The sequence below is a fragment of the Rheinheimera lutimaris genome, from assembly GCF_013283795.1.
Classification (GTDB): domain Bacteria; phylum Pseudomonadota; class Gammaproteobacteria; order Enterobacterales; family Alteromonadaceae; genus Alishewanella; species Alishewanella lutimaris.
In genome coordinates, this window is sequence record NZ_JABSOD010000027.1 from 1 (window position 1) to 11,733 (window position 11,733).

General features: G+C 52.0%; 10 protein-coding genes. 1 reads left to right on the forward strand and 9 read right to left on the reverse strand.

The window, feature by feature from the left end; translation table 11 throughout:
- Positions 1–76: 76 nt before the first annotated feature.
- The 6 genes from glyS to HRH59_RS17490 form a co-directional block, all read right to left on the reverse strand.
- On the reverse strand, positions 77–2,134 hold the full coding sequence (gene glyS / locus HRH59_RS17465; RefSeq protein ID WP_173502559.1) for a glycine--tRNA ligase subunit beta: 2,058 nt from the start codon (positions 2,132–2,134) through the stop codon (positions 77–79).
- The gene (glyQ, locus tag HRH59_RS17470; RefSeq protein ID WP_068237157.1) at positions 2,134–3,054 is read right to left on the reverse strand and encodes a glycine--tRNA ligase subunit alpha; all 921 of its coding nucleotides are present in this window, start codon (positions 3,052–3,054) and stop codon (positions 2,134–2,136) included. The genes glyS and glyQ overlap by 1 nt, the downstream gene beginning before the upstream one ends.
- 158 nt (positions 3,055–3,212) lie before the next feature.
- Complete coding sequence (locus tag HRH59_RS17475; protein WP_173502560.1) at positions 3,213–3,974, reverse strand: hypothetical protein; 762 nt, start codon at positions 3,972–3,974, stop codon at positions 3,213–3,215.
- Entirely contained in the window at positions 3,964–5,133 is a 1,170-nt protein-coding gene (locus tag HRH59_RS17480) for a flagellar assembly protein T N-terminal domain-containing protein (protein ID WP_173502561.1), read from the reverse strand. Before HRH59_RS17480 ends, HRH59_RS17475 begins: the two co-directional genes overlap by 11 nt.
- Entirely contained in the window at positions 5,133–5,591 is a 459-nt protein-coding gene (locus HRH59_RS17485; protein ID WP_173502562.1) for an LPP20 family lipoprotein, read from the reverse strand. Before HRH59_RS17485 ends, HRH59_RS17480 begins: the two co-directional genes overlap by 1 nt.
- Complete coding sequence (locus tag HRH59_RS17490) at positions 5,579–6,343, reverse strand: flagellar basal body L-ring protein FlgH (protein ID WP_173502563.1); 765 nt, start codon at positions 6,341–6,343, stop codon at positions 5,579–5,581. The genes HRH59_RS17485 and HRH59_RS17490 overlap by 13 nt, the downstream gene beginning before the upstream one ends.
- Before the next feature lie 160 nt (positions 6,344–6,503).
- Between HRH59_RS17490 and HRH59_RS17495 the strand changes: the two genes are divergently transcribed.
- Positions 6,504–7,049 carry a winged helix-turn-helix domain-containing protein gene (locus HRH59_RS17495; protein ID WP_173502564.1) on the forward strand — a complete coding sequence of 182 codons (546 nt, stop codon included), beginning with the start codon at positions 6,504–6,506 and terminating at the stop codon, positions 7,047–7,049.
- A gap of 50 nt (positions 7,050–7,099) precedes the next feature.
- On the opposite strand, the gene gyrB is transcribed toward HRH59_RS17495, so the two are convergent.
- Genes gyrB through dnaN form a run of 3 tightly spaced genes read right to left on the reverse strand, consistent with a single transcriptional unit; the run spans position 7,100 to position 11,725 of the window.
- The gene (gene gyrB / locus HRH59_RS17500; RefSeq protein WP_173502591.1) at positions 7,100–9,517 is read right to left on the reverse strand and encodes a DNA topoisomerase (ATP-hydrolyzing) subunit B; all 2,418 of its coding nucleotides are present in this window, start codon (positions 9,515–9,517) and stop codon (positions 7,100–7,102) included.
- On the reverse strand, positions 9,501–10,619 hold the full coding sequence (gene recF / locus HRH59_RS17505) for a DNA replication/repair protein RecF (RefSeq protein ID WP_173502565.1): 1,119 nt from the start codon (positions 10,617–10,619) through the stop codon (positions 9,501–9,503). Before recF ends, gyrB begins: the two co-directional genes overlap by 17 nt.
- Positions 10,620–10,621: 2 nt before the next feature.
- Positions 10,622–11,725 (reverse strand): DNA polymerase III subunit beta, encoded by a 1,104-nt coding sequence (gene dnaN, locus HRH59_RS17510; RefSeq protein WP_173502566.1) that lies wholly within the window; start codon positions 11,723–11,725, stop codon positions 10,622–10,624.
- Positions 11,726–11,733: the final 8 nt, after the last annotated feature.

An 11,733-nucleotide genomic window follows, 5' to 3' on the forward strand; every position in this document is an offset into this window, starting at 1 on the left:
CTCCATAGGAGGTGGTTTAAGGCCGACAATAAAAAAGCCAGCATTAAGCTGGCTTTTCTTCAGTTATTTCATTGCATTACTGCAGTACAGAAATATCGGCTACTTGCAGGAACAGCTCGCGCAGTTGCTTTAACAACGCCTGGCGGTTAGCCCGCACGGCCGCGTCATCGGCATTTACCATTACCTTGTCGAAGAAGTTATCGATAACCTCACGCATTGAAGCCAAATGCGCCAAACCTTCGGCATAGCTATGCTGGCCGGCCTGATAAGCGTGTTCAGCCACGATGGCGCTGTGCAGCGCCTGCTCGGCGTCTTCCTGCAGTAAGGCAGCATTTACCGTAGTGGCAATATCACCCTCTACTTTGGCAAGAATATTGGCTACGCGTTTATTGGCTGCCGCTAAGGCTGCGGCAGCATCCAGCTTACCAAACTCGGCTACCGCCTTAACGCGACGGTCAAAATCTGCCGGATTAGTTGGCCGGCGTGCCAATACCGCCTGAATAACATCAACGCTGTAGCCTTCGGTTTCGTACCAGGCACGGAACCGACCGAGCATAAAGTCCAGCACTTCCTCTGCCACTTTGGCGTTACTCAGCTTAGTGCCGAAAGTTTGCTGGCTAAAGGCGATAATATCCACCAAATCCAGCGGTAGCTGCTTTTCGACTATAATACGCAGCGCGCCAATGGCAGCACGGCGCAGCGCGAACGGATCTTTGTCGCCTTTCGGCGCCTGACCGATACCAAAAATACCAACTAAAGTATCCAGCTTATCAGCAATGGCTACTGCGGCACCTTCCGGCCGTGTTGGCAGCTCATCGCCGGCAAAACGCGGCATATATTGCTCGTTCAGTGCCAGGGCTACCGCTTCTGCTTCGCCATCTAAACGCGCATAGTGCATGCCCATAATGCCCTGTACTTCAGGGAACTCGCCAACCATGTTGGTCATTAAGTCGGCCTTGGACAGTAAGCCGGCACGTTCTGCTGCGGCTTGCTCAGCACCAATTTTCGCCGCGACAAAGCCGGCCACTTTGCTGATACGCTCAGACTTCTCTGCCAGGGTACCCAGCTGCTGCTGGAATAGCACCGTTTTTAAGCTATCTAAACGTTGCTCCAACTTTTGCTTGCGGTCGGTATTAAAAAAGAACTGTGCGTCAGACAAACGCGGCCGCACCACTTTTTCATTACCCTCGATAATTTGCTGCGGATCTTTGCTGGCGATATTGGCGACAAAGATAAACTTGTTCTGCAGCTTGCCGTTGCTATCCAGTAACGGGAAGTACTTCTGGTTATCTTTCATGGTAGAAATTAACGGCTCTGCCGGCACTTGCAGGAAGCTTTGCTCAAAGCTGCCCACTAACACCACCGGCCACTCGACCAGCGCAGTAACTTCTTCCAGTAAGGCATCGTCCATCAGCGCTTTGCCGTTCAGTGCGGCAGCGGTTTTCGCCACTTCAGCGGCAATAAAGGCTTTACGTTCGGCAAAATCTGCCACTACAAAAGCGTTACGCAGCGTTGCCAGGTAGTCATCAGCATGGTTAACCGTGACTTTTTCCGGTGCATGAAAACGATGGCCGTGTGTTTGGTTGCCGCTGTTACGGCCCAAAACTGTTGCAGGCACTACGTCCTTGCCGTACAGCATAATAATGGTGTGTACCGGGCGGATAAACTCAGCGGTAGAGTTACCCCAACGCATCGGTTTAGCAATCGGCAATTTCGCCAGCGCCTGCTGCACTACCTCCGGCAGTAAACTCACGCTGGCAGCGCCAACCACTTTGGCCTTATGCAATAACCAGGCACCTTTATCGGTTTCCAGCTTTTCAGCCTGGTCTACAGTAATACCGCAACCGGCTGCCCAGCCTTGGGCGGCTTTGGTCGGTTTGCCGTCAGCGTCAAAGGCAGATGCGATAGCCGGGCCGCGTTTTTCCACTACTTTATCGGCTTGCTGCGCCGCTAAGCCATTAATACGTACCGCTAAACGCCGTGGTGCGGCATACCAGTGCACATCAGCATGACTCAGCTCTAACTTGGCCAGTTCAGCCTGAAGATTATCAGCAAAAGCTGTCGCCAGCGTTTTTAACGCCTTAGGTGGCAGCTCTTCGGTGCCAATTTCAACAAAAAAATCTTGCACGCTCATTATGCCTCCTGCTTGCTGCGCTGGTTGTTACATAGTGGGAAACCCAGCTTCTCACGCGTAGCGTAATAGGCTTCTGCACAGGCTTTGGCCAACGCCCGTACCCGCAGAATATAGCGCTGGCGCTCGGTTACCGAAATAGCATGGCGGGCATCGAGCATATTAAAAGCATGCGAGGCTTTCATTACTTTCTCGTAGGCCGGCAACGCCAGACCCTGCTCAATTAAATACTGGCTTTCTTTTTCGCACTGATCAAAGTAGCTAAACAATGCGGCAACGTCGGCGTGCTCAAAGTTGTAGGTGCTTTGCTCTACTTCATTCTGATGGAATACATCGCCGTACGTTACCCGACCCAGCGGGCCGTCGGTCCATACCAGGTCATAGATAGAGTCAACGCCCTGGATATACATGGCAAGACGCTCTAAACCATAGGTAATCTCGCCGGTAACCGGGCGGCATTCTAAGCCACCAACCTGCTGGAAATAAGTAAACTGGGTCACTTCCATGCCGTTTAGCCATACTTCCCAGCCCAGACCCCAGGCGCCTAATGTCGGCGACTCCCAGTTGTCTTCAACAAAGCGGATATCGTGCACCAGGGTATCAATACCCAGCTCACGCAGCGAGCCTAAGTACAGCTCCTGAATATTGTCCGGCGACGGCTTTAAAATCACCTGGAACTGATAGTAATGCTGCAAGCGGTTCGGGTTCTCGCCATAGCGGCCGTCGGTAGGCCGGCGGCACGGCTGCACATACGCCACGTTGGTGGGCTCTGGCCCCAGTGAGCGTAGAAAGGTCATCGGATGGAAGGTACCGGCGCCCACTTCCAGGTCCAGCGGCTGCACCAATACACAGCCCTGGCGTGCCCAATAATCCTGTAAGGCCAGTATTAAGCCCTGGAAGGTTTTAATATCGTACTTATGCATGCGAAGTGACTCACTGAAAAAATGACTGGAAAGTATACCTGGTTGTGGCCTCGATCTGTAGGGTTAGTAAGGGCTTTTAGCAAAAATGTTAGCACCGGCACGGCGATAGCGGCCGTTTGAGGGCCGTTACAGCTGCACCAATGCCACTTTGTACCGGTTTAACTGCTGATGGGACCACGCGCAGTTGTACTGTTGGCGGTAACGGGTCTGTTATAGTTAGCGGAGTTATTGCCGTTATTATAGGCAGGACTGGTGATGACGGTATTGCTGACGTTGTTACTAACGGCTTTACGGCTGCTGTTACTGTTGTTGCCCGCCAGGGTATTGCTGGCGGAGCCGGCTGCTGTGGCGTCGTCGCCGGCAAAAAACTGTTGTATATATTGCGTCGGGCTTTGGCCCATAACACTGGTAAGGCCAAGGTTAACAAAAGACGCCGCTACCCCAAGGCTGCCGCCCCACAGCGCGCCGCCGGCTACCTGAGAAATATAGCCCATATCATCGCCGGTCCAGTCGCGGTAATACTGGCTTACCACGGGGATATGTTGCAACGGATTAACCATGTCCAGCACGTCGCCAAAGCCAGGTGTACTGCCGTCACTAAAGGCGCCGGCGGGAGTTGCCGCTTCGGCTTGCGCGGCAGTTTGTGGCGGCGTTAACGCATCCTGCAGCATAGTTTGCATCATATTCTGTGTAAGGGCAGCAAACATAGCGTCCGAACTGCTTAAACCGGCGGCACTGCCATCCGCCCCGCCACTTAGCCGGCTAATCAGCTGCGCGGCCTGCTCGCCGGGGTCTTTGGCATTATCGGGCGTTAAAGCGGCGCTAAGCGTTTGCATAAAGTTATCGCCTTCAGTGTTGTCAGCGTCTGTTTTGCCTGACCAGTCTGTCAGGCTGTTAAGTAAGGTGTTATTAATTTGCATACTGTGGCTCCCTGAAACTGTCTTGTTGTACCTGGTCTCTTACCTGTACCGCCGCCGGATACCTCTGGTTTACCGGCCGCGTATCGGCATGGTCCGGATAAACGCGAATTACCTCCAACTGCGCCGGCTCCGGTGTCGCACTTTGATAGCGGTTACCCCAGCTATCGGTAAAGCTGTCGCTGTAGGTTAAGCTGAACCTGTCGCCCACCTGCAGGCCCTGACGACTGCCGGCGCTTATCGCCACGCTGTGGTCTGTTACGCGGATCACCTGTGCTTTTACCCGCACACAGCTAAGCAGTGCGGCGCTGTCGTCAACCGCGTCGTGTAACAACCGTTGCAGTTCAATACCATAGTCTGAGCGCCACAGTTGGTCGCTGGCCGGATCAGTCTCCGTGGTCATGGCGTACGGCCACAGGGTACGGCTTTGGTAGGTTTTGCTTTGGATAAGATTGCCGCTTACACCGTCAAACACACTCAGTTCCATGGCAAACTGACGCACCCAACGTTGTTTTTTCAGTAAGCCAGCCGGCTGCACGCCAAAAGCAAGGTTAAGCAGCCGGCCACTGATAATAAACTGTGCCTGAGCCGATTCTGCCAGGTAGCGCAGTTGTTGCTGTGCCGCAGTTGCGTGGTACTGCTCCGGCGCGGCCAGGGGGCCCGGAGCAACCGCCTTGACCAGAAAATCTGCGGTGGCAGCGCGCAGCGCGGCAAAGAGCCGCTGGTTTATTTCGTTCATCAGTCCGCTGTTATTCAGCGTTACCGGGGCCGCTGCCGGTGCCAAACTTAACGGCGCCAACAGCACGGCTTTTGCTACAGCACGCTGTTCACACAGGCTTTGTTGTGGCCAGATATCGGCTTTTAACGTCACCGACAACCTGTTATCACGCTGATGCTCTTCTTCAATTACAATTTGCGCAACCGGCAGCCCGGACTGCAGAGTAAACAGCTCAGCACCCGGTTCGTCATGGCGCAACGCACTCAGTGCCGTCAGGGACACACCCGCCTGCAGTAAGGCGCTGCGCAATGCCTGCCTGGCTGCCTGTTGCCGCGCCAGTTGGCGGTTGTCATCAAACACCACCGCGCTGCCACTGCCACTGTACCAATCGGCGCTGGCAACACAGGGCAGCAAGCAATACAACAACACTAAGCCGGCGCGCATCAGTACCACCACTTTACACGGCTGCTTAGCGGAGTCAGCTCAGCCTGCGGCAGCGTAACTAAGTTGGCAGTATCCAGCTTTAACCGCGTAACATAAAAGTGACCTTCTATCGCCTCTGTAACCAGCTCGGCACCCTTTATAACGCCCTGCACCTGGCTTTGCACTTTGTCAGCGGTTAGCACTGCCTGGTCAGCACTGCTGCTGGCCGTCAGCTTTTTACCGTACAACTGTTCGGCTAAGCGCCGGTACGCATCCTGACGCGACGCTGCCATTGCCTGTAACAACTTATCTTCGTAGCTGCTGCCTGGCTGCGATGCCACGACGGCATAGCCGGTGGCTTCCAGCACCAAACTTTGTGCCGGGGCTTCCAGTTGATAGCGGATAGTGCGCTCGTAGCTGCAGCCGCTAAGCAGCACCACAGCGATAGCGAATGCGTAGTGCAAGTTTACAATGGCCATAGTTCAGGATTATTCAGTTTTTCTGTCAGCCAGCCCAGCCGTTGGCTGTCGGCCAAAGCACCGGTACCGGAGTATTCGATCCGGGCATTGGCAATTTTCGTCGACTTAATTTTGTTATCCTTATCAATGTCTTTTGCCCTGATTATTCCGGTTAAGCGTATGAATTCTTTACCGTTATTTATCAGCATCCATTTATCACCGCGCACCAGTAAGTTATCGTTGCTCAGCACCCGCATTACCGTTACGGTCAGCTCGCCCTCAAAGTCGTTGCTTTGGCTGGCCGAACCGTCACCCTGAAACTGCTGATCCTGGCTTAAGCCAAGGTTAACTTCTCTACCGGCTATTTCCAGGTTACCACCAGGCACCCGGATAGGGTCAAGGTTGTACTCTGTGCTTTTCTTCAGCTGGGTATTACCCTTTTTCGTCGCTTTGGTCGATTCGGACAGCTGTACTGACACGATATCGCCGGCTTTAAAATGTGAACGTTCGATATACAGGCTATGCAACCGCTCGGGATTAAACAGTGAGCCGGTATTGCGCAACGGCATGGGCTCGGGCACCGGTTCCAATGCTGCATAGTAAGGGTCGTCTGGATCCGGCCCGGCGGTTTTGGATGCCGGCAAGCCGGCATCAGGCTGTACCCGCTCCTCCAATCCTGCCGGTGGTGCCGCACGATCAGCAAAGACTGAGCAGCCGCACAGCAGCACTGCCGTACCCATTAATAATCCATTAAAGTATTGGTGCATCGCCATAATTACCTTAATATTGGTAAAGCCGTATTTAGCCAATATCAAGTTAGCGCAGCACTATGGAAAAATTGTGGAAGAAAAGCGCTAAAAGCGTGAAGAAAAGTAAAGTGCTATTCACTTTCGTTTTTTTTACGTCATAGTAGCGTTTTCCGGAGGTTTACCGATGATAGTGACTGACGAAACCGATACGCATACCGGCGCACAGCTGTCGCAAAAAGCCTTTTTGTTGGTGTCGTTGCTGGAGCAGCAGGTACAGCAATCTACTATGCCGGATGTGCTGTATCAACGTTTGTCGGCACAGATAACCGAGCTGAACACTGTACTGGGCGACTTAAAGCTACACATGAAAGCCCTGAGCGCGCCTGTCGCTGCGCCGCAACCTACGACCGCACAGCCTGTGCCGTTATTGGTATTGAACGAGCAGCGCTTTACGTTAAGTTCGCCGCAGCAATCAGTAAGCCTGACCAGGCTGGAGTTTAACTTTCATCAGGTATTGGCCAGACACCCGAAACAAATTTTCAGTCGCAGCCAGTTGATCGACAGCAGCTATACCGACTTTAAAGATATTAACGAGCGCACGGTAGATTGCCATATCCGCAAACTGCGCGCCAAACACCGCCAGCTCTACCCCAAGCTACGCTTTATCCATACCATGTACGGTGTGGGCTATTACTACGCCGAACCGGAAGTAAAAGCAGAGCAGAAATAAAAACGGGCCTGTCGGCCCGTTTTTTGATTACATATCAAATCAGCGTCAGGTTACACGTCCAGGTTAGCCACATAAAGCGCGTTCTCTTCAATAAAGGCACGGCGCGGCTCTACATGGTCGCCCATTAGTGTGGCGAACAACTGGTCGGCGCCGATGGCGTCTTCAATGGTTACCTGCAACATGCGGCGGCTTTGCGGATCCATGGTGGTTTCCCACAATTGTTCCGGGTTCATCTCGCCCAGCCCTTTATAGCGCTGAATATACAGGCCACGCTTAGACTCACTCATTAACCATTCCAGCGCTTCGAGGAAGGTTTCTACCGGTTTGATTTTCTCACCACGGCGGATATAGCCACCTTCTTCTATCAGATCGCGGATAGCGTCACCCAGTGCAGCGATGCTCAGGTAATCGCGCGAGGTAACAAAGTCGTAGTGCAGCAGGTATTCATTATCGATACCGTGCTGACGAATAATCACCTTCGGCAGGAACAATTGGCGCTCGCGGTCTTCATGTACCGCATAGCTGTAGCTGGAACCATCACCTTCTTTATCATCCAGGCGCTGAACCAGGTTCTTTGCCCATTGCTCGCTGTACTCTGCTGACTTGGCCTGTGCTACATCCAGCGTCGGTACATAAATCAGTTCATTTAGCAGGTTATAAGGGATTTTCCGTGTTAAGCGTACAATAGTGGCCGAAACCTTGTGGTACTGGCGTACCAGCGTTTCCAGCGCAGTACCACCGATGCCAGGCGCGTCGGCATTAACGTGCAGCGAGGCTTCGTCCAGAGCCAGCGTGGTCAGGTATTCTGTTAACGCTGCTTCATCCTTAATATACTGCTCTTGCTTGCCCTTCTTCACTTTATACAGTGGCGGCTGAGCAATGTAGATATAACCGCGCTCGATAAGCTCCGGCATTTGACGGTAAAAGAAGGTCAACAGCAGCGTACGGATGTGCGAGCCGTCGACGTCAGCATCCGTCATCAGGATGATGCTGTGGTAACGGGTTTTATCCGGGTTATATTCTTCACGGCCGATACCACAGCCCAGGGCGGTGATTAGGGTGCCAACTTCTTGCGATGACAGCATTTTGTCGAAGCGGGCTTTTTCTACGTTCAGAATTTTACCCTTTAACGGCAGAATAGCCTGGTTTTTGCGGTTACGGCCCTGCTTGGCAGAACCACCCGCAGAGTCACCCTCTACTATATAGAGTTCAGACAAAGCCGGGTCTTTTTCCTGACAGTCAGCCAACTTACCAGGCAAGCCGGCAATATCCAGCGCGCCTTTACGGCGGGTCATTTCACGCGCTTTACGCGCGGCATCACGGGCACGGGCAGCGTCGACAATTTTGCCAACGATGATCTTAGCGTCACCCGGGTTTTCCAGCAGATATTCGTTTAGCTTCTCGCCCATGACGCTTTCTACCGCCGAGCGCACTTCACTGGACACCAGTTTATCTTTGGTTTGCGAGCTGAATTTAGGGTCCGGTACTTTAACGCTGATTACCGCAGTTAAGCCTTCACGGGCATCATCACCCGAGGCTTGCACCTTCATCTTCTTAGCGTAGCCTTCCTGCTCGATATAGGTATTTAATACCCGCGTTAAGGCACCGCGGAAACCGGCTAAGTGAGTACCACCATCGCGCTGTGGGATGTTATTGGTAAAACAAAATACGTTTTCCTGATAGCTGTCGTTCCACTGCATGGCGACTTCAACCGAAATACCGTCATCGCGCTGATCGGTGAAATAGAAAGCCTTCGGGTGCACACTGGTTTTAGTACGGTTTAAGTACTGTACAAAGGCTTCGATGCCGCCTTCATATTTAAAGTGGTCTTTTTTATCGTTGCGCTCGTCGGTCAGGATAATACTGACGCCGGAGTTTAAGAATGACAGCTCGCGCAAACGCTTAGCCAGAATATCAAAGTGGTAATTGATATCGGTAAATACCGTTGGGCTTGGCCAAAACCGGATAGTGGTACCTTTATCTTCGGTTTCACCAATTACTGCTAATGGCGCTTGTGGTACACCCAGATGATAAATTTGCTGATGCACCTGGCCTTTGCGGCGAATAGTCAGTTCCAGCTTGTCAGACAGCGCGTTAACTACCGATACACCCACGCCGTGTAACCCGCCGGATACTTTATAGGAGTTATCGTCAAACTTACCACCGGCGTGTAGCACGGTCATAATAACTTCAGCGGCGGATACGCCTTCTTCGTGCATATCGGTTGGAATACCACGGCCATTGTCGCGCACCGATACCGAACCATCGCTGTGGATAGTTACCCAGATATCAGAACAGTGCCCGGCAAGGGTTTCGTCGATAGAGTTATCAACTACCTCAAATACCATATGGTGTAAGCCTGAGCCGTCATCGGTATCGCCGATGTACATGCCTGGTCTTTTACGAACTGCATCCAGTCCTTTTAATACTTTTATGCTCGAGGAATCGTAGTTATGTTGTTCGGCCATCGTCATCTGTCCGTGCTGTTAGCTGTCCATGTTCCACGTGAAACATCGCCAATTGTTCGGCGGTGATAAAAGGTGAAACCTGTTCAGCGTTAATTGCAGTAATAAAAACCTGTGAGTTTATATCGCGTAAATAACTAAAAATCTGTCGGGTAGATTCCTGATCTAACTCCGACGCCAAATCATCGATCAACAACAGCGGTTGTTTCTGGCCGTTGTCACGAATTACGTTGTTTTGCGCAATTTTAAGCGCAAATAATAACACTTTTAACTGACCACGGGATAACACTTCTTCTGCTGCCCACTGGTCTTTTTTAAGCTTTAAATCGGCCTTCTGCGGGCCGTACTGGGTAAAGCCCATCCGGCTGTCCTGGCTAAAGCTGTGCTGCAGTAACTGCTGCAACTGCGCCGGCTCGGTAACTTTTTCCGGCCAGCCTTGCTGCAACTGAAAACTTAACTGCTGCATTAACGCATCGCCATTAGTTAACTGCCGAAACGCCGCTTCTAATTGACTGACATAGTGTTGCCGCAACCGCTGTAGTTCAAACGCCAGCACGGTAAACTGCTGGTCCCAGAATTCGAACTGGCTGTCATACTGCCGGCTGGTTTTCAATAAGGCGTTGCGCTGCTTCAGCACTTTGTTAAAGCGTAACCAGCTGTCGAAAAAACTTTGTTCCACGTGGAACAAACCCATATCAAAAAACTGCCGCCGCTCTTTTGGCCCGCCAAAAAACAGCCGAAAGCTGTCTGGCGTAATAAGCTGTACCGGCAGCAAACTGGCAAATTCGGCCAGCCGGTTAACATTGCTACCATTTAGCCGCAGCACTAAATCGCCCTGCTTATCACGCTGCAAACCCAAACTGTGAGTGTGCTGTTGTGCCGACACCTTAGCATGTAACACAAAGGCGTCGCTATCATGCTGTATTAAACGCTGTGGCCGGCTGGTACGAAAGGAGCGGCCATGGGCCAAATAGTAAATGGCTTCCAACAGGCTGGTTTTGCCACTGCCGTTCATGCCAACAATTAAATTAAACTGCGCATGTGCGTTTAACGACACTGCCGTCAGATTGCGAAACTGACTGGCGCTAACTGACAACAGTGACATAGTTACAGGCGCATTGGCATAACAACGTAAGAGGCGCCCACATTGCCAACACCTTCTACCAGCGCACTGGAGTTAGCGTCGTTTAAATGCAGAATAACCAGATCAGTGGCCAGGGTATTTAACACGTCCAGCAGATAGCCAACGTTAAAACCAATTTCCAGGTTGTCGCCCTGATATTCCACTTCAATCACTTCTTCGGCTTGTTCGTGTTCAGGGTTATTCGCCACAATTTGCAGCTCACCGCTGCTTAGGGTAAAGCGCACGCCACGGTATTTCTCGTTAGATAAAATAGAGGCGCGGGTACAGGCATCTTTTAACACACTGCGGTGTGCAGTAACCAGCTTGGTACTGTTGCGTGGCAAGACACGGCGGTAATCAGGGAAACGGCCGTCAATCAGCTTACTGCTGAAGACATAATTGCTGTCGGTTAAACGGATATGGTTTTGGCCCAGACTCAACGTAACCAGTTGGTCGTCGCTGGCTAACAAGCGCATCACTTCTAATACGCCTTTGCGTGGAATAATAATTTGTTTTTGTTGGGCAACCAGACCCGGCAATTCCAGGCTGCTGAGCGCCAAACGGTGGCCGTCTGTGGCAACGGCTTTTACCGCACCATTGTCTACTTCAAACAATAAGCCGTTTAAGTAATAACGCACATCCTGGTTCGCCATCGAGAAGGCGGTATCGTCCAGCAACTTGCGCAGCTGCATACGGCTGAGCTGAATATCAACCTCGCCCTGCCAGCTCTCTAAATTGGGGTACTCTGACGCACTTAAGGTCGATAAGGTGAACTTGGTTTTACCACAGGTCAGCACGCAGTTATCACCCTGCAGCTGTACGCGGATGTCTGCGCCTTCCGGTAAGCTACGGCAAATATCCAGCAGCTTTTTCGCCGGTACGGTAATACGGCCGGGGCTCTGCACGGTAAGGCCATCGGTAGTGGCGACCAGCTCGACTTCTAAATCGGTGCCGGTAAGTAATAATAACGCTTCACTTACTTCCAACAATACATTAGATAAAATAGGCAGCGTATGGCGGCGCTCTATGGCACCGGACACCATTTGTAATGGTTTGAGTAAGGCGTCTCTGTTAATGGTAAATTGCATGACCACGT